Here is an 18,494-nt window from a genome sequence, read left to right on the forward strand (position 1 = left end):
TTTTGCCATTAAATAAATAAAAAAAGGCCGGTTGTTAACCGGCCATCATGCAAAAATCGTATGTCTGTGGTTATCCGCTTTTCTTCACTGCCGGTCGCAATAGCTGGAGCACCGGCGCATCAGACAGCCGGTCGTGCAAATAATGTTCAATCTGCTCCAGCGAACGATGGCGTGTTTCCGGTACCCAGCGAATAACAAAAATCGCGCCGCCTATGCCAATCAGCGCGAAAATAAAGAACGCGCCGGATAAGCCAACCGACGCCAGCAGAACCGGGAACAGCAGAGAAATAAGAAAATTGGCGATCCACAACGCAAATACCGCGCCGCCCATAAAAATACCGCGTAACCGTGTGGGGAAAATTTCTGACAGCAGCAGCCAGGTCACCGGCGATAACGCGCCCTGCTGGAAACTCAGAAACATCAGCATACCCAGCAGCACCATATAACTGCGTAAGATATCCGGCTGACCGTTAACTGTTTCCGGCATCAGGTAACTGACGGTGCCAATAAACACCAGACAGGCGGTACAACCAAACTGACCTATCATCGTCATGGTGCGGCGACCGATGCGCCCCAGCAGCCAGATCCCCACAAAGGTCATTAATACCGAGACCGCGCCATTGGCAATGGTGGCAAACAGCGCAGCGTCATTGCTCATCCCCACCGCTTTCAGCATAGTCGGCGCGTAGTACATGATGGTATTTACGCCGGTCAGTTGCTGGATGGCGGCAATACCGATACCGATCAGGAACAGTTTGATCAGCCACGGCTGGCGCAGTTCCCGCAGACGCGGACGCTGCTGTTGCTCGTCCGACAGCGTCTCTTCGATCTCCATCATCTCCCACTCAACGTCTTCGCGCGCGCGGGTGCGTTCCAGCACCTTGCGCGCCTCAGCGAGACGGCCTTTCATGGCATACCAGCGCGGCGTGTCCGGCATAAACATCATCCCGAACCACAGCAGCACCGCCGGCAGCGTGGCGACCGCCAGCATCCAGCGCCAGGTCGTGTCGCCCCCCCAGGCTGCGTTAAAGCCGGCGTTCGACATATAGGCCAGCATCTGGCCGGAAACGATCATCAGCTCCTGCATGGTCACCAGCTGACCCCGTTTGTTGGCTGGTGCCATTTCGGCGATATACACCGGTACGGTGGCGGACGCACCGCCCACGGCCACGCCAAGGACCAGGCGGAAGAAAATCATCCAGCTGACATCAGGTGCCAGTGCGGTACCCAGCGCGCCGAGTGCAAAAATAATCGCCAGTACCAGAATAATTTTTCTCCGCCCGACCGCGGCGGCAAAGTGACCGGAAGCCAGTGCGCCAAACGCCGCGCCGAACAGCAGACTGCTGGTCACCAGCCCGGTGGTAAATGGGGTGAGATGCAGATCGTCGCCCATGAATAACAGTGCGCCGGAGATCACGCCGGTATCGTAGCCAAACAGCAAACCACCGAGGGTGGCAATCAGCGCAATGACTTTCACAAAAGGCTCGGTGCGCGTGCTACTGTTTGGCCCTGATGCCGGATTGGGCGTCATCCAGGTTTCGCGGGACATAACCAACTCCTTTCCTGAGATAAGAAGCCTTAAAATAGATTATTTCCACCACAATGAATAAATATGAAATTTAAATTTTGCGCCACGGGTCATTATCTTTGCCTTTAATTGAGATAATGATCACACAACCTGATTCAGGGCGCAGAGAAGTCAGTGCAAATTTTGCACAACAAACAGAAGGGAGAATATTTATTTCAAGGAAGGCGCTGACCGCACGCCGTGAATGCGGTCAGCGATGGCAGATTAATTGACTGCGGTGGCCGGACCAAAGACGTCATAGTCCGGCAGCGTCACCTGCTGATACGGCTCCCAGCCGCCGCCCAGCGCTTTATACAGCGCTACCAGGTCCAGCGCGCTTTGCATGCGCGCCTGCGTCGATTGCGCCTGCGACTGCGCCAGCTGGCGCTGGGCATCCAGCACCTCAAGGAAGGTGGAGATGCCCTGTTTGTAACTGTCACTGGCGAGGTCAAAGGCGCGCTGCAGTGCGCCGGTAGTCTCATCCAGCGCGGTAACCTGTTGCTGATCGGCGCGGTAGCTGACCAGCGCATTTTCCACATCCTGCAGCGCCGTCAGTACCGTCTGGCGATAATCGAGCGCCGCGCTTGCCTGCTGCGCACGCGCCAGTTTCACGCTGGAAACCAGACGTCCGCCCTGAAAAATCGGGATCGACAGCGCCGGGCCGACGCTGAAGAAGTGGCTGCTCCAGTCGTCAAGGTAGCTGGCATCGGTGTTGCGCACGCCCAGCTGCCCGGTGAGCGACAGGCTGGGGAACAGGTTCGCGACCGATACGCCGATATTGGCGGTCTGCGCATGCAGATTCGCTTCAGCCTGGCGGATGTCCGGACGACGGCGCGCCAGCGTCGATGGAATGCCCACCGCCACCAGCTTCGGCAACGCCGGCAGCGCTTTGCTGCTCATCAGTTCGTTATCCAGCGCGCCCGGCGTTTTGCCCAGCAGCACTGCCAGCCCGTTCATCGCCTGACGTTCCTGGGCCTGATATTGTGGCAGCTGCGCGTTGAGGGAGGCCAGCTGCGCACGGGCATTCTCAACGTCGGTGAGCGGCGCCAGACCGTTACGCTGCTGGCTTTGCGTCAGCTCCCAGGTTTGCTGCGCCACGTTAATCTGCTGTTGCAGCGTCGCCAGCACCGCCTGCGCGCCGCGCAGCTGCAGATACGCGCGCGCGACCTCGGCTTCCAGCGACACCAGCGCATCGTTACGCTGCTCGATCGCCGCCTGCTGCTGCGCGTCCGCCATCTCCATCTGGCGTCGTACTTTGCCCCATAAATCCAGTTCCCAGCTGGCGTCAAAGCTGCCCTGATACAGCGTGACCGAATGGGTCAGACCGTTGAGCTGATCCGCCACGTCATCATCCACCTGATCGTACACCCCGTTGGATTTCAGCATGCCTTTCAGGCCGAGCTGCTGACGCGTCACTTTGGCCGAGCCGTTAAGCGACGGGAACAGCCCGCCACGCGCCTGCGCCAGCTGTTCGCGCGCACCGGCGATGCGCAGCACCGACTGTTGCAGCGTCAGGTTGCCAGCGATGGCGCGCTCAATCAGGCTATCGAGCTGCGGGTCGTTAAAGCTTTTCCACCACGAAGGATTGGTCGCGGACGCCAGCGGTTTTGAAGCTTCCTGAGAGGGCAAATCACGGTAGCTACCGGGCGTATGCGCCTGCGGCGGCTGATAATCGGGCCCGACGGCACAACCCGCCAGCAGCATGGACAGCGCCAGCAGCGTCAGCGACGGCGTAACGCGCGAAGAGGTGATCATGTTAATGTGCTCCTGCACTGCCTTCGCTCTTGATCGGCGAAAGCAACCAACAAAAAGGAATCAATAGCACGGCGACAATACTCAGGCCCATGAACACGTCGATGTAAGCCAGAATACGCGCCTGGGCAATCATCTCCTGATAGAGCTGACCGCTGGCCAGCGTCAGCGGATCGCCCACCGCACTGGTAAAGTCACGAATCGCCTGCGCCCAGTGCTGCAGCGTGAGGTTGAACTGCTCATTGAGCGGCGACATGTTGTGCACCATGTGGGCCGATCGCACCTGTTCACGTTCGGTGATGCCGGCAGTGGCCAGCGAGATGCCGATCGAACCGGCCACGTTACGGAACATGGTGAACAGCGCGGAGGCATCCGCATTCAGGCGCTGCGGCACGGTGATAAAGGCAATGGTGGTGAGCGGCACAAACAGGAAGCCGAGGCCAATCGACTGCGCGCTGCGCATCAGCACCAGCGTGGTGAAATCCACGTTGGGCGTCAGGGTGCTGGAATAGAAGAAGGCCAGCGCCAGACAGGTAAAGCCAAAGGCGATGATGTAGCGCGTCTGCACAATCGGCATCAGCTTCAGCACCAGCGGGATGGTGAGCACGATCAGGACCGCGCCGGGCGACAGCACCAGCCCGGACCAGGTGGCGGTATAACCGAGATCCTGCTGCGCCAGCTGCGGTAACACCACCGAGCTGCCATAAAGAATCATCGCCATGCCCGCCATCAGCAGACCGGCCACCCAGAAGTTGCGATCCTTCATCACCGTGATATCCACCACTGGCTTGCGTGCATACAGCAGCCAGTAAACCGCACCGACGATGCCGACGGCCGCCAGCATGGCAAACAGGCGAATGAAGTGTGAAGCGAACCAGTCTTCATCTTCACCGCGATCAAGGAACACCTGCAAACAGCCGAGACCCAGGGTGATCAGGCTGATACCGATATAGTCGATTTTCAGCCGGCCCTTCGCCCACTTGCGCTCCCACGGCGGATCTTCCAGCAGCTGATAGATCGCCAGCACCGTGAGGATCCCCACCGGAATATTAATAAAGAACACCCAGCGCCAGCTGTAGTTGTCGGTGATCCAGCCACCGAGCGTCGGGCCAATGACCGGCGCGACGATAATGGCAATCGATGACAGGCCAAAAGCCTTACCGCGATCTTCCGGCTTGAAGTAATCCAGCAGCACCGACTGCTGCACCGGTTGCAGCCCGCCGCCGAAGAAGCCCTGCAGTACGCGGAAAAGAATGATTTGCCACAGCTCGGTGGCAATGCCGCACAGGAAGGAGCAGATAGTAAACATCACGATGCAGATCAGGAAGAACTGCTTGCGCCCAAACAGGCGGCTGAAAAAGGCCGATATCGGCAACACAATGCCGTTGGCAACCAGATAGGAGGTCAGTACCCAGGTGGATTCATCGTAGCTGGATGACAGCGACCCGGCGATGTGCGGCAGCGCGACGTTAACGATGGTGGTGTCCAGAATTTCCATGAACACCGCCAGCGTTACCGTGATGGCAACCAGCCAGGGATTGCTGGCCGGACGCCAGCTTTCGCTCGCACTCATTCCACCGTCACCTTCGGTTCAACCGACAGGCCAAGCGGCAGCGGATGATTCGGGTCGAGTCCTTTATCAATCACAATTTTCACCGGCACGCGTTGCACAATCTTCACGTAGTTACCGGTGGCGTTCTCGGCCGGGAAGGTAGAGAAGCGCGAGCCGGAGCCCATCTGTACGCTGTCGACGTGCCCTTCCAGCTTCATGTCCGGCCAGGCATCAACGCCAATCTCCACTTTATCGCCCGGATTCATGCGCGCCAGCTGCGACTCTTTGAAGTTGGCGGTGATCCAGATATCCGGCGATACCAGCGAAAACAGCGCGCTGCCGGCCTGTACCAGCGTACCGGGCTGCACGTTGCGTTTAGTGACGAAACCGTCATACGGCGCGCGGACTTCGGTGTAAGAGAGGTTAAGCTCGGCAGTGTTGAGCTGAGCCCGGGCTTGCTCGACCTGCTGCTGCCGCGCTTCAACATTGGTTTCCTGCTGGCGAATCTGCAACTGCACCTGCGAGGCCACTTCGACCTGCGCTTTGGCGCTTTGCAGCTGCGCTTCAGCCGAGCGTAACTGCGCGGCGGCGGTATCGATATTGCGCTGCGAGGTCGCGCGCGGGTCAACCCCGCGCTGACGACGGTAATCCGCCTGCGCATTGAGTAAATTGGCCTGCGCCCGCGCCTGGTCGGCCAGCGCCTGATCGCGCTGCGCCGGATATTGCACCCGTGCCAGCGCCAGCTGCGCCTGCGCCTGATGCAGCTGCGCCTGCGCCAGACCGAGCTGTGCTTTGGCCTGATCGCGCTGTGCGGCGTTATCACGCGGGTCGATCAGCACCAGCAGATCGCCCTTCTTCACCCGCTGGTTATCTTTTACCAGCAGCTGCACCACGTAGCCCGACGCTTTGGGCGCGATGGTCACGGCATCGCCTTCGGTGAACGCATCGTCGGTGGTTTCAATATTGCGCGTGCTAAACCAGAACCAGAATCCCACCAGCAGCATAATCACCACCACAATCGCCAGAATGATCAGCGGCTTTTTGCCGGGGCGTTTACGGGGTGATTGCTCGTTATCCTGACTGGAATCTGACGTGTTGTTGTCTTTTTGCTCATCGGCGGATGGCGGATTGTGGTTTTCACTCATAATTTGTCATCACTGGCTGGTAATCCCGATCCCCGGGCGAAACGGTCAACTTAACCTTAGATGGGAAATTGACAAATGCCAGTGTAACTTTACATAAGCTAACATCCGACGCATTTTCTGCCACATCACTTAACGCGCTGATAAATCAGCGCGTCTTGCAAAGGCGGACAGGTTGGTCAGGGTTAACGCAGCAGCTGTAACAACAGCCAGCCGCACAGCATCGACCAGGCAAGCATCGGCAGGGAAAACAGATGGAAACGCCACCACACTTTGGCGTCCTGTGCCATGCGCAGCGCAATCAGGTTGGCCAGCGATCCCGGCAGCAGGCCAAAGCCGCCGATATTCACCGCCCAGGCCAGCACCTCGGAAGGCGGGACTTTTTGTAACAGCAGAATGGTGGCCGGCACGTTGCTGATCACCTGCGACAGGCCAATCGCCAGCAGATAGATACCGCCCTCGCCCAGCTGACCGATGGCGGCAAAATGCGGCTGCAGAATCGGCAGGTGCATCAGTAAAAAGACATCAATGAACATCGCCACGAACACCAGCAGCAGGCTCCAGTCGATGGTCGCCAGCACCTGACGCGCCATCAGCAGAAAACAGCCCGCCACCAGCAGCAGCGCCCAGCCGGTGAGTTTCAGCTCCAGCGCGACGATAAACACCACGTACAGCAGCACGCTGACGATAAACAGCGGTTTCTGCCACTGCTGATTGCCCGGTGCATCATGCTTCTCAATGCTGCGCGCCGGGAAGCTAAACCACGTCAGCACCACCAGCGTCAGCATCAGCATCGCCGCCAGCGGTGCCATCTGACCGATGAAACCGGCCACGCTGAGCGTGCCGTGGCTCCACAGCAGGATATTTTGCGGGTTGCCGACCGGCGTCAGCAACGAGCCGGCATTGACCGCCAGCGCTTCAAAGATGATCAGCCTTGAGATGGGCAGGCGCGAGAACTTGCGCAGCGTCAGCGTGAGCGGCACCAGGATAAACAGCGCCACATCATTGGTCAGGAAGGTCGAGAGCAGCGCCGCCGCACACACCATAAACAGCGCCAGCGTGCGTTCGTGCTGGAAGCCCTGCGCCAGCCGCGCACCGAGCACATCAAAATAGCCGCTGTTTTCCAGCCCTTTTGTCAGCATCAGCAAACCGGTGAGCGTCATGATGGTGTGCCAGTCAACGGCGGCGGGCAGCTGCGGCCAGCGGTAATCCGCCAGCGGCAACAGAATCACGCCCAACAGCAACAGTAAATGCAAAACGCGGTCACGCATTAAGGAACGAAGCACGATGGGCATGATGGCAGAAGGCCTTGTAAGTTAGCGATTCTCGTAAAATTTCTGGAACACGGCGAGGGTTTCATCACTGACGTGATGCTCGAGCCCTTCGGAATCCCGGCGGGCGGTTTCCGGGCTGACGCCCAGCGCCAGCAGAAAGGTTTCAACGATGTGATGGCGCACGCGGCTGGCTTCAGCCAGCTTCTCGCCTTCCGGGGTGAGGAACACGCCGCGATACGGCACCTGCTCAACCAGACCGGTGGTACTGAGACGCTTCAGCATTTTGGCCACGGTCGGCTGCGAAACGCCCAGGCGTGCCGCCATGTCGACCTGGCGCGCCTCGCCAAATTCACGAATTAAATCAGAGATTAACTCAACGTAATCATCAATCAGCTCACGGCGATGCGCTTCGCGTACCTGGCGAAATCCTTCGACATGCTCCTCAATATCTTTCAGCGGCCCCTGGGGCATGTGGGTGGCGCTTTTCGCACGACGACTCATTCAGCTTCCTCTTTATTATCTGCCGCACTTTACCTGCGGTGCGGGCTGGCTGCGCTCATTGTAAACCAGGCACAAATAAGCACAAATTTTTCCTGAATAGTGTTGGCTAAAGAGTATAGCCAGTGCTATCTTTGTACATGTTGTAAGCGAATAGCCTACAAAGGAGGCAACGATGAACGAACCCTGGCTGTTGCTGCTCCTTTTCCTGCTGTTTATTGCAGGGCTGTGCTTACTGTTGAGTTACCCGTTTTCCAGGAGGTAAAGATGAGCACGATGAAAAGCTGCCTCGACTGCGGCAAATGCTTCCAGACCGTACAAAGCAAACCGGCTTTTGAGCTGAAGTCGCTGTTGTGTCTGTTTAGCCGCTCGCCTTTTGCCCTGCGCCTGATGCTGCTTGAGAAACTGACCGGCAAAAAAATCGCCGCGCAGCCCTGCCCGAATCTGATCTGGCGCGGCTGAGTTTCCTCAGGGCTTCACAGTCTGACCCGCTGCCTGCAGCGGGTTTTATTTTGCCTGCGAAAAACGCCCTTCACGGCAGCGTTTGCAGGCATAAAAAAACGGCCCGTAAAGGGCCGTTTCTGTGCAACTCTGGTCTAAGCAAAAACTTAGAAGCTGTAACCTACGCCAGCAATCCAGGTGCCCACGTCGACGTTACGGATGCGGCTCTGCTCGTAGCCCACGTCCAGAGCAACGTTCTGGATTGGGTTGAACTGCATACCTGCGCCGTAAGAGAAGCCTACGTCGCTGCTGTCGGTTTTAGACTGACCGGCAGTCTGGTTCTGCTGGTATTTGCCGTAGCCGATACCTACTACGCCGTAGATGCTGGCCCAGTCGTTCAGACGGTAAGCCGGACCACCGGTGATGCCGTAGTACTGACCTTTGTTGTACACGCCATCTTCAGTGCGATCTTTTTCGGTGTAGGTGAAAGAACCGATCCAACCCAGTGGGTTAGAACCGTCTTCGTAGCGGTATTTCAGGTTGAAGCCGTTAGCTTTGTTAGCAACGCCCTGATAGTCGCTCTGCGCGTAGCCGGCAGAAACGGTGCTCTGTGCCATGGCGGAACCAGCGGAAACTGCCAGTACACAAGCCAGTGCTGAAAGACATGCAATTTTTTTCATAACCACCTCAAATGTGAATATACTTCTCTCCTGACAACGCTAAAAATATAACAAAACTTAGCAAGAAACTCTGCCCGCATTTTGTTGTCTAACAGATTGTTTGGTGTAACAGAAAGTTAATGAACTTTCCTATGTCATTCATTTTTCTTATAAAAAGCATCATCTTTCTGCAATAATCCTGCGCACAGAAAATTATCGGTTTAAGTAAATTCCTAAACTAACCTGACATTTCTTTACGGAAATGGCCCTGAATATGGCGTTTTTTCAGCCAGTCGCTGGTGCATTTTTTCCACCGTCGCGCTTTATTCGCCGAAATTTCGCCCGAAAAGAGGTGTGAATGAGGCGTCACTGACGCCAGATGATGCGAGGCGGCCGCGCCCGATAAAAAAGCGGCGACAGAAACCCCGCATCATTGCCTCAGCCGCCTCCTTATTTCCCGCCGATTGCTTTACACTGGCTGCCCGTTGCCTGGTTATTCATCATCACAGGAATTGATCACAGGATGTCTGCACCTCTTTCCCACCCCAAACTAGCGCCGGTAGTGCTGCCGGTTGCCGTATTACTGATCGCCATGCTGTCGCTGCAGGGCGGCGCATCGCTGGCGAAATCGCTGTTTCCCACCGTCGGTGCGCCTGGCATTACCGCGCTGCGTCTGGGACTGGGCACGCTCATCCTGTGCGCGATTTTCAAACCCTGGCGCCTGCGCTTCAGTGCAAAGCAGCGCAAACCGCTGCTGATGTATGGACTGGCGCTGGGCTGCATGAATTACCTGTTCTATCTCTCGATCCGCACCGTGCCGCTGGGCGTAGCGGTGGGGCTGGAGTTTCTTGGCCCGCTGACGCTGGCGCTGGCCGGCGCACGCCGTCCGCTGGATTTTCTCTGGGTGCTGCTGGCGGTCACCGGCCTGTGGTTCCTGCTGCCGATTGGCCATGGCCTGAGCCATATTGATCCCACCGGCGCGCTGCTGGCCGTGGGTGCCGGCGCCTGCTGGGCGGTGTATATTCTGGCGGGCCAGCGGGCAGGCGCCGAACACGGCCCGGCCACGGTGGCAATGGGCTCGCTGATCGCCTCAGTGATTTTTGTGCCGCTCGGTCTGACCTTTGCCGCGCCCGGTATCTGGCAGTGGGAAATTCTGCCGCTGGCGTTGCTCATCGCCCTGCTCTCCAGCGCCATTCCTTACTCGCTGGAAATGATGGCGCTGACGCGTCTGCCGGCGCGCATTTTCGGCACGCTGATGAGTCTGGAACCGGCGATGGCGGCGCTCTCCGGCATGTTGTTCCTCGGCGAGCTGCTGACGCTGCAGCAATGGCTGGCGCTGCTGGCGATTATCGCGGCGTCTGCCGGCTCGACGCTCACCATGAAACAGAAAGCGGCACATATAAATGAAGTGGATATCAACACGCCGCAATAAGCCGTACCGGTCAGCCGGTTATTTAACCGGCTGTATATAGACACATTCTCATTATCATTTCTTAAATAGCCGCACGGTAAGCAGTTATTATTTTGCAACATGATAGAAAAATAATTAACATATGAAATAAGGTATTGATTTTTATGCATTTTAATAAAACTGTTATTTTCACGACGTAACATTAAGCTTTAGCTATTCCTGTCATTGATTTAATCAATCCTGCAGAGTGAAAAACTGCTGCTATACTTATTCCCGTGCTTGATTAGGACAACCATCAATAAGAGGACATTAATGATGAGTACCGCAAAACTGGTTAAAACAAAATCTTCCGATCTGATTTATACCCGCAATGACGTGGCTGATAGCGAGAAGAAAGCTACCATCGAGGTGCTCAACCGTCTGGTCGTGGAATTTATTGACCTGTCGCTGATCACCAAGCAGGCGCACTGGAACATGCGTGGCGCGAACTTCATTGGCGTACATGAAATGCTGGATGGCTTCCGTACCGCGATTACCGATCACCAGGACACCATTGCAGAACGTGTGGTACAGCTGGGCGGCGTTGCGCTGGGCACCACGCAGGTGGTTAACGACAAGTCACCGCTGAAAAGCTATCCGCTGAATATTCACAGCGTACAGGATCACCTGAAAGCGCTGGCCGATCGTTACGCCGTCGTCGCTAACGACACGCGTAAAGCCATCAGTGAAGTGAAAGACGAAGATACGGCTGATATCTTTACTGCCGCATCGCGTGACCTTGATAAATTCCTGTGGTTTATCGAATCAAATATCGAGTAATGCTCAAACAGGCGGGTTATCCCGCCTTTTTTATGCCTGCTACCCGCCCGGCTTTTTTGACGCCGTTAACAATTCCTTAATCCTTTCTTTCCCTTATTATCACTCTGATGCACACTGTGCCTGCACCACCACAGCACAATGCACCATTTTGGTGATTCATTCTGGTGCAAACTTTTTCCGACGTGCAGAATCGTGTCAGCCTGCCCCGGCATTCTGTTGATTTTCGCGTTTGAGAAAAGTTGGCATAATTTTTTCATATGATGAGCCGTACATCAGGCCACCAGGCCTGACGGGTAATAAGGAAAAAAATGATGAAGTCGTTGATTAAAGTCTCCGTGGCCGCGCTGGCGCTGGCCTTCTCGCTTTCCTCCACTGCAGCAGACAAAAAACTGGTAGTCGCTACCGACACCGCCTTCGTTCCGTTTGAATTTAAACAGGGCGACAAGTACGTCGGCTTTGATATCGACCTGTGGGACGCTATCGCTAAACAGCTGAAGCTGGATTACACCCTGAAGCCGATGGATTTCAGCGGCATCATTCCGGCGCTGCAAACCAAAAACGTTGACCTGGCGCTGGCCGGCATCACCATTACCGAAGAACGTAAAAAAGCCATCGAATTCTCTGACGGCTACTACAAAAGCGGCCTGCTGGTGATGGTGCGTAACAACGAAAACGACATCAAAGGCATCGACGATCTGAACGGTAAAGTGGTGGCTGTGAAAAGCGGCACCGGTTCGGTGGATTACGCCAAAGCGCATATCAAAACCAAAGATCTGCGCCAGTTCCCAAACATCGATAACGCGTACATGGAGTTAGGCACCAACCGTGCTGACGCCGTGCTGCACGACACGCCAAACATCCTGTACTTCATCCACACCGCTGGCAAAGGCCGTTTCAAAGCCGTCGGTGACTCCATCGAAGCGCAGCAGTATGGCATCGCTTTCCCGAAAGGCAGCGACGACCTGCGTGAGAAAGTGAATGGCGCGCTGAAAACCCTGCACGACAACGGTACCTACAACACTATCTATAAAAAATGGTTCGGCAGCGAACCTAAATAATTCAGGCCTGACGCCTTTTTATCAGCAGGGAGCTTTGTTCTCCCTGCTTTTTACATTTCCACTGCAACAGATTCTGGAGTCACACCATGGAGTTTGACTGGAGCGTCATCTGGCCCGCCTTACCGATCCTGATCGAAGGCGCCAAAATGACCCTGCTTATCTCGATCCTCGGCCTGATTGGCGGCCTGGTTATCGGCCTCGTGGCCGGTTTCGCCCGCGCCTATGGCGGCTGGATCACCAACAACATCGCGTTAGTGTTCATTGAACTGATTCGCGGCACGCCGATCGTGGTGCAGGTGATGTTCATCTACTTCGCCCTGCCGATGGCCTTCCCGGACCTGCGCATCGACCCGTTCACCGCCGCCGTCGTGACCATCATGATCAACTCCGGTGCTTATATTGCGGAGATTACCCGCGGTGCGGTGCTGTCGATCAACAAAGGTTTCCGTGAAGCCGGCCTGGCGCTTGGCCTGTCGCGCCGCGAAACGCTGCGCTACGTGATCATGCCGCTGGCGCTGCGCCGCATGCTGCCGCCGCTGGGTAACCAGTGGATCGTCAGCATCAAAGACACCTCGCTGTTCATCGTGATTGGCGTGGCAGAACTGACCCGTCAGGGCCAGGAGATCATCGCCGGTAACTTCCGCGCGCTGGAGATCTGGAGTGCCGTTGCCATCATTTACCTGGTTATTACGCTGGTGTTGAGCTTTGTGCTGCGCCGTATTGAGAAAAGGGTGAAAATCCTGTGATTGAATTTAAAAACGTCTCGAAAAACTTCGGCCAGACTCAGGTACTGCACGACATCAACCTGAAAATTAATCAGGGTGAAGTGGTGGTAATCATCGGGCCGTCCGGCTCCGGTAAATCTACCCTGCTGCGCTGCATCAACAAGCTGGAAGAGATCAGCAGCGGCGAACTGATTGTCGATGGCATGAAAGTTAACGATCCGAAAGTGGATGAACGCCTGATCCGTCAGGAAGCCGGTATGGTGTTCCAGCAGTTCCATCTGTTCCCGCAGATGAGCGCGCTGGACAACGTAGCCTTTGGACCGATCCGCGTGCGCGGGGCGAAGAAAGACGCCGCACACAAACTGGCGCGTGAGCTGCTGGGCAAGGTCGGCCTCGCCGAGCGCGCGCACCACTTCCCTTCTGAGCTGTCCGGCGGCCAGCAGCAGCGCGTGGCGATTGCCCGTGCGCTGGCGGTGAAGCCGAAGATGATGCTATTCGATGAGCCTACCTCGGCACTCGATCCCGAGCTGCGTCACGAAGTGCTGAAAGTGATGCAGGATCTGGCGGAAGAAGGCATGACCATGGTGATCGTGACCCATGAAGTGGGCTTCGCACAGAAAGTGGCGTCGCGCCTGATCTTTATCGACAAAGGTACCATCGCGGAAGATGGCAATCCGGACGATCTGATCACTAACCCGCCGAGCGACCGTCTGCGTGAGTTCCTGCAGCACGTTTCTTAATACGGCGTAAAAACAACAAAGCCGCTGCGGATCCCCGTAGCGGCTTTTTTTTTACCTGAGCAGCGCTTAGCGTGCCAGCCGCTGCGCGCGCGTGGCGGGCGGTAAAAATGTCCAGGCGATAAAGCGGCTCTGCTTCTGGCCCTGCGCCATGTCGACGATGCGTACCTGATAAGCGTCCTGCGCCTTCAGCCGATCGCGCAGCTCGGGCAGATGCTCTTTGCGTGACACCAGCGAGGTAAACCAGACGATGCGATCGCCTAACGCGACGCTTTCATCGATCATCCGGCCGATAAACGCGCGCTCACCGCCGTCGCACCACAGCTCGTTATGCTGACCGCCGAAATTAAGCGGCGCCTGCCTGCTCAGGCCGAGATTGCGCACTTTACGCTGGCTGCCGGCCGCCGCATCGGCCGCCGAGGCGTGGAACGGCGGATTACACAGTACCGCGTGATAGCGTTCATTCTTGTGCACCACGCCAGCAAAAATCGCACTCTCCTGCTTCTGACGGCGCAGGCGAATGGCGCGCTGCAGGCCGGGATTGCTGGCCACAATCTGACTGGCGGCGTTAACGGCGTCCGCGCTGATGTCGGTGCCGGTAAAGCGCCAGCCATACTCCGCGTGACCGATCAGCGGATAGATGCAGTTGGCACCGCAGCCAATATCCATCACGTCGAGATCGCGCGGCAGCACGCCACCGTTATCGCTGGCCAGCAGATCCGCCAGCGCATGGATATAGTCAGCGCGGCCCGGCACCGGCGGCGTCAGATAGCCTTCCGGCAGCTGCCAGTTCAGGTTATAAAACAGTTTCAGCAGCGCCTGATTCAGCAGCAGCACCGCGTGCGGATCGGCGAAATCGACCGACAGCTCACCGTAACCATTGGGGCGCACTTTGTCCGCCAGCGGCGGATGCGCGGCAGTCAGGGCAGCAAAATCATAACGGCCCTGATGGCGGTTACGCGGATGAAAGAGCGCGGTAGCGGCAGGCTTGTTCATAGATTCTCCGGACATTAATGCGCGCGTAAGATACGCTGGATGGCGGCAGCGCACAATCCGCCAGGAAAATTTAGTGCAACGAATTTAAATCTATTCTCCCTAAAACTGCATCCGCAATACTGCGTCCAGTCGCCAGCGCCGCCGGAACACGCAGTATCCAGGACGAATCAGGAGCGCAAATGCGTCAACGTTACACTTATCAGCCACGCAGTGGACACGGTCTGCCTCACGATCCGCTCAACGCCATCGTCGGCCCGCGCCCGATTGGCTGGGTCAGCTCGCAAAGCGCCAGCGGCCAGCGCAATCTGGCGCCCTATAGTTTCTTTAACTGTTTTAACTACCATCCGCCAATCATTGGTTTTGCCAGCAGCGGCTGGAAAGACAGCGTGCAGAATATCAGTGAAACCGGCGAGTTCGTCTGGAACCTGGCGACGCGTCCACTGGCAGAAGCCATGAATGAGAGCTCCGCCTCGGTGCCGTCCGATCACGACGAGTTTGCCCTCGCCGGCCTGACGCCGCTGGCCGCTTCCCACGTTAACGTCAGCATGGTGGCAGAAAGCCCGGTCAACTTTGAGTGTCGCCTGACGCAGCTGATTCGCCTGCAGGATGCACAGGGGGGCGAGCTGGAGAGCTGGCTGGTACTGGGCGAAGCGGTGGCGATTCACATCGATGAAGCGCTGCTGGAGAACGGCATCTATCAGACCGCCAAAGCGCAGCCGATTCTGCGCGCCGGCGGTCCTTCCGCCTATTACGCGATCAGCGAAGATCAGCGTTTTGATCTGGTGCGCCCGGACGCGCGCCGCGGTTAAATCAGGACACTGGCGGCGCGACACATTGCGCCGCTAGCAGGCCAGCGTCTGTAACACCTTCACCGCCCGGGCTATCTCCGGTGCCAGCCAGCGATCCTCCTGCCAGGTAGCAACCTCAGCGCGCAGCGCGCGTAGCGCCCGGCCCGTGCCGCTGGCCAGCTGCGCCTCACCGTGAAAATCCAGCGCCTGCGCCGCCAGCAGGTACTCAATCGCCAGCACCTGCCAGAGGTTATTCAGCAGTCTGAGCAGCTTGAGCGCCGCGCCGGTACCGAGGCTGAGGTGATCCTCCTGCAGTCCCGAGGTGACGTAATTGTCCAGCACCGCCGGCTGCGCCAGCTGACGATTCTCCGCGCACAGGGAAGCCGCCACGTATTGCGCGATCATCATGCCGGAGTTAACGCCCGGCTGCGCCACCAGAAACGGCGGCAGCCCGCTGACCAGCGGATTGACCAGCCGGTCCAGCCGGCGTTCGGCAATACTGCCGATCTCCGCCATGGCAATCGCCAGCAGATCGGCCGCCATGGCAACCGACTCGCCGTGCGGATTGGCCTGCGACACCACGCGCCAGTTGTCCGGCGTGCCCAGCACCAGCGGATTATCGGTGCAGGCATTCAGCTCAATCTCAACCTGACGCGCCGCGTGAGCGAACTGATCGCGGCTGGCGCCGTGCACCTGCGGCATCGAACGCAGGCTGAGCGCATCCTGGGTGCGTATGCCGCAGCTCGCCGCCAGCAGCGGGCTTTCACTCAGCAGCGCACGCAGACGCTGACCGCTGTGCTGCATGCCGGGGCTGGCTTTCAGCGCAATCACCTCGGCGTCAAAGGCCGCCAGCTGACCACGCAGCGCTTCGAAGCTCATCGCACCGGTGACATCCGCACAATCCAGCAGCCGCGCCGCATCGTCCAGCGCCAGACAGCTCAGCCCGGTCATGCACGGCGTACCGTTGACCAGGCTCAGGCCCTCTTTGGCACCGGGGCGATACGGCTGTAAACCGGCCAGCCGCAGCGCCTGCTCCGCCGGCATCACCTGTTGCTGGTACTCAACGTCGCCCACGCCAATCAGCGCCAGCCCGATATGCGCCATGTGGGTGAGATAACCGACTGAGCCCTGCGACGGCACCTGCGGCGTGATCTGCTGATTGAGCAGCGCCAGCAGATGCTGCACCAGCGCCACCGAAACGCCGGATTTGCCGTGGCTGTAGTTGGCGATGGCCGCACACAGAATGGCGCGCGTCTGCTCGCGCGTCAGCAGCGGACCGACGCCGCAGGCGTGGCTCAGCAACGTATTGCGTGACAGCTGGCTGAGCTGGTCTTCCGGCAGCGTGATGTTACACAGCGCCCCCAGCCCGGTGTTGATGCCATAGGCAATCTGGCCGCTGGCAACGATCTGTTCGACGATCTCGCGACCGCGCGCAATGCGCTGCCAGGCGGCGGCGCTCAGCGTCAGTTCGGCGTTATGTCGCGCTACCTGTACCAGCGCCTGCCAGGTCAGCGGCGCATCGCCCCAGACGACGGTCATACTGGCTGCTCCGCGTGATGGCTCTGATGGCTGGAGATGAACTGCTTAAAGCGCGATGAACCGCTGGCGCCAAACATCGCTTCCGGCGTGCCCTCGCAATCGATGTTGCCCTGATGCATAAACACCACGCGATTAGAGACGTTGCGCGCGAAGCCCATCTCGTGCGTCACCACCAGCATGGTGCGCCCCTCTTCCGCCAGGCTGCGCATCACCTTCAGCACCTCGCCGACCAGTTCCGGGTCGAGCGCCGAGGTTGGCTCATCAAACAGCATCACTTCCGGATCCATCGCCAGCGCGCGGGCAATCGCCACGCGCTGCTGCTGGCCGCCGGAGAGCTGCGCCGGATAAAAATCCTTGCGGTTAAGCAGCCCGACGCGATCCAGCAACTGTTCTGCCTGGGCGATACAACTCTTTTTATCGCGCTTCAGCACATAGTGCGGACCTTCAATCACGTTCTGCAGCACCGTCATGTGCGACCACAGATTGAAGCTTTGAAACACCATGCCCAGCCGCGAGCGCAGGCGTTCGATCTGCTTAGGATTCGCCGCCAGCTGATGGCCGCGCGCGTGGCGCTTCATTTCAATGGTTTCGCCGCCGACGCTCACCACGCCGGCATCCGGCGTTTCCAGCAGATTGATGCAGCGCAGCAAGGTACTTTTGCCCGAGCCGCTGGCACCGAGAATTGAAATAACATCGCCCTGATGCGCCTGCAGCGAGATGCCTTTGAGCACCTCCATAGCGCCAAAGGATTTATGGATATCAGTGGCGGACAAGGTGACTGGTGAAGTGGAATGCATATTACTCTCCGGCAAGCGGTTTAACGGCGGGCAGCGGCTTTTTTTCAGCGCGGTGCACCGGGGTCAGACGGCGCTCTAACAGCGCGTACAGCTGGACGATAATAAAGTTAAGAATCAGGTAGATCGCCGCAGCGCAGACAAACACTTCCATGGTGCGATAGGTACGCTGGATGATCTGCTGCGCCACGCCGGTGACATCCCATACCGTGACCAGGCTGGCGAGCGCGGTGGATTTCACCAGCAGAATCGCCTCGGTGGAGTACGCCGGCAGCGCATAGCGCAGCATGATCGGCGCGATGATGCGGCGCAGCAGCAGCCAGCGTGACATGCCGCAGGCCAGCCCGGCTTCGACCTGACCTGCCGGCACCGCCAGCAGCGCACCGCGCAGGATCTCAGCGGTGTAAGCGGCGGTACACAGCGACAGCGCCAGCACCGCGCAGATAAACGGCTCGCGCAGAAACGGCCAGACGAAGCTGTGGCGAATCACGCCAAACTGGCCGAGCCCGTAGTAGATGAGAAACAGCTGAATCAGCAGCGGCGAGCCGCGAAACACCAGAATATAGCCGCGCGCAAAACCGCTCAGCAGCCGCCAGTGGCTCATGCGCAGCGCCAGAATGCCCAGCGCCAGCAGCCCGCCGCAGACAAAGGCGCTGATAAACAGCCCGAGCGTCACCGGCAGCGCCGCGCTCAGCTTAAGAAAAGTGTCGGCAAGAAAAGCGAAGTCGATCATGCTGCTGCT

General features: G+C 58.0%; 18 protein-coding genes. 7 read left to right on the forward strand and 11 right to left on the reverse strand.

The window, feature by feature from the left end; genetic code table 11:
• Nucleotides 1-70: 70 nt before the first annotated feature.
• The 6 genes from C1Y43_RS03660 to mntR all read right to left on the reverse strand — a co-directional run bounded on the left by C1Y43_RS03660 (nucleotide 71) and on the right by mntR (nucleotide 7,788).
• Nucleotides 71-1,549 carry a sugar porter family MFS transporter gene (locus tag C1Y43_RS03660; RefSeq protein WP_104187030.1) on the reverse strand — a complete coding sequence of 493 codons (1,479 nt, stop codon included), beginning with the start codon at nucleotides 1,547-1,549 and terminating at the stop codon, nucleotides 71-73.
• A 243-nt stretch (nucleotides 1,550-1,792) separates the two neighbouring features.
• Complete coding sequence (locus tag C1Y43_RS03665; RefSeq protein ID WP_021508411.1) at nucleotides 1,793-3,322, reverse strand: efflux transporter outer membrane subunit; 1,530 nt, start codon at nucleotides 3,320-3,322, stop codon at nucleotides 1,793-1,795.
• A gap of 1 nt (nucleotide 3,323) precedes the next feature.
• Nucleotides 3,324-4,892, reverse strand: coding sequence for a DHA2 family efflux MFS transporter permease subunit (locus C1Y43_RS03670; RefSeq protein ID WP_058757803.1), 1,569 nt, complete (start codon nucleotides 4,890-4,892; stop codon nucleotides 3,324-3,326).
• Nucleotides 4,889-6,016 carry an HlyD family secretion protein gene (locus C1Y43_RS03675; RefSeq protein ID WP_021508413.1) on the reverse strand — a complete coding sequence of 376 codons (1,128 nt, stop codon included), beginning with the start codon at nucleotides 6,014-6,016 and terminating at the stop codon, nucleotides 4,889-4,891. Before C1Y43_RS03675 ends, C1Y43_RS03670 begins: the two co-directional genes overlap by 4 nt.
• Nucleotides 6,017-6,198: 182 nt before the next feature.
• Nucleotides 6,199-7,308 carry an SLC13 family permease gene (locus tag C1Y43_RS03680; protein ID WP_058769512.1) on the reverse strand — a complete coding sequence of 370 codons (1,110 nt, stop codon included), beginning with the start codon at nucleotides 7,306-7,308 and terminating at the stop codon, nucleotides 6,199-6,201.
• Between the two features lie 21 nt (nucleotides 7,309-7,329).
• The gene (gene mntR / locus C1Y43_RS03685; RefSeq protein ID WP_021508415.1) at nucleotides 7,330-7,788 is read right to left on the reverse strand and encodes a manganese-binding transcriptional regulator MntR; all 459 of its coding nucleotides are present in this window, start codon (nucleotides 7,786-7,788) and stop codon (nucleotides 7,330-7,332) included.
• Between the two features lie 264 nt (nucleotides 7,789-8,052).
• Here mntR and C1Y43_RS03690 point away from each other — a divergent pair, with 264 nt between their 5' ends.
• A complete protein-coding gene (locus C1Y43_RS03690) occupies nucleotides 8,053-8,247 on the forward strand; it encodes a hypothetical protein (RefSeq protein WP_021508417.1) in 195 nt (64 codons plus the stop codon).
• Nucleotides 8,248-8,393: 146 nt separating this feature from the next.
• Here the strand turns inward: C1Y43_RS03690 and ompX are convergent, their stop codons facing one another.
• A complete protein-coding gene (ompX, locus tag C1Y43_RS03695) occupies nucleotides 8,394-8,906 on the reverse strand; it encodes an outer membrane protein OmpX (protein WP_031279869.1) in 513 nt (170 codons plus the stop codon).
• A gap of 502 nt (nucleotides 8,907-9,408) precedes the next feature.
• Here ompX and rhtA point away from each other — a divergent pair.
• From rhtA to glnQ, 5 genes are all read left to right on the forward strand, one after another.
• Entirely contained in the window at nucleotides 9,409-10,317 is a 909-nt protein-coding gene (gene rhtA, locus C1Y43_RS03700; protein WP_031279870.1) for a threonine/homoserine exporter RhtA, read from the forward strand.
• 294 nt (nucleotides 10,318-10,611) lie between these two features.
• Nucleotides 10,612-11,115, forward strand: coding sequence for a DNA starvation/stationary phase protection protein Dps (dps, locus tag C1Y43_RS03705; RefSeq protein ID WP_021508421.1), 504 nt, complete (start codon nucleotides 10,612-10,614; stop codon nucleotides 11,113-11,115).
• A gap of 311 nt (nucleotides 11,116-11,426) precedes the next feature.
• Nucleotides 11,427-12,173, forward strand: a complete 747-nt coding sequence (glnH, locus tag C1Y43_RS03710; RefSeq protein ID WP_021508422.1) for a glutamine ABC transporter substrate-binding protein GlnH — start codon at nucleotides 11,427-11,429, stop codon at nucleotides 12,171-12,173.
• An 86-nt stretch (nucleotides 12,174-12,259) separates the two neighbouring features.
• Nucleotides 12,260-12,919 carry a glutamine ABC transporter permease GlnP gene (glnP, locus tag C1Y43_RS03715; RefSeq protein WP_021508423.1) on the forward strand — a complete coding sequence of 220 codons (660 nt, stop codon included), beginning with the start codon at nucleotides 12,260-12,262 and terminating at the stop codon, nucleotides 12,917-12,919.
• Nucleotides 12,916-13,638: a glutamine ABC transporter ATP-binding protein GlnQ gene (gene glnQ, locus C1Y43_RS03720; RefSeq protein ID WP_021508424.1), complete on the forward strand. Its 723-nt coding sequence runs from the start codon at nucleotides 12,916-12,918 to the stop codon at nucleotides 13,636-13,638. The genes glnP and glnQ overlap by 4 nt, the downstream gene beginning before the upstream one ends.
• Nucleotides 13,639-13,704: 66 nt before the next feature.
• On the opposite strand, the gene rlmF is transcribed toward glnQ, so the two are convergent.
• On the reverse strand, nucleotides 13,705-14,631 hold the full coding sequence (rlmF, locus tag C1Y43_RS03725; protein WP_021508425.1) for a 23S rRNA (adenine(1618)-N(6))-methyltransferase RlmF: 927 nt from the start codon (nucleotides 14,629-14,631) through the stop codon (nucleotides 13,705-13,707).
• A 179-nt stretch (nucleotides 14,632-14,810) separates the two neighbouring features.
• Here rlmF and C1Y43_RS03730 point away from each other — a divergent pair, with 179 nt between their 5' ends.
• Nucleotides 14,811-15,440: a flavin reductase family protein gene (locus C1Y43_RS03730; RefSeq protein ID WP_104187031.1), complete on the forward strand. Its 630-nt coding sequence runs from the start codon at nucleotides 14,811-14,813 to the stop codon at nucleotides 15,438-15,440.
• Between the two features lie 33 nt (nucleotides 15,441-15,473).
• Here C1Y43_RS03730 and hutH read toward each other — a convergent pair whose 3' ends face one another.
• From hutH to C1Y43_RS03745, 3 genes are read right to left on the reverse strand one after another with little or no spacing between them, the layout of a single operon-like run.
• Nucleotides 15,474-16,958, reverse strand: coding sequence for a histidine ammonia-lyase (gene hutH / locus C1Y43_RS03735; RefSeq protein WP_104187032.1), 1,485 nt, complete (start codon nucleotides 16,956-16,958; stop codon nucleotides 15,474-15,476).
• Nucleotides 16,955-17,755 (reverse strand): ABC transporter ATP-binding protein, encoded by an 801-nt coding sequence (locus C1Y43_RS03740; protein WP_021508428.1) that lies wholly within the window; start codon nucleotides 17,753-17,755, stop codon nucleotides 16,955-16,957. The genes hutH and C1Y43_RS03740 overlap by 4 nt, the downstream gene beginning before the upstream one ends.
• A gap of 1 nt (nucleotide 17,756) precedes the next feature.
• Nucleotides 17,757-18,485 (reverse strand): ABC transporter permease, encoded by a 729-nt coding sequence (locus C1Y43_RS03745; protein WP_104187034.1) that lies wholly within the window; start codon nucleotides 18,483-18,485, stop codon nucleotides 17,757-17,759.
• Nucleotides 18,486-18,494: the final 9 nt, after the last annotated feature.

Origin of the sequence: Pantoea sp. ICBG 828, assembly GCF_002928355.1 — a bacterium.
Lineage (GTDB): Bacteria > Pseudomonadota > Gammaproteobacteria > Enterobacterales > Enterobacteriaceae > Pantoea > Pantoea dispersa.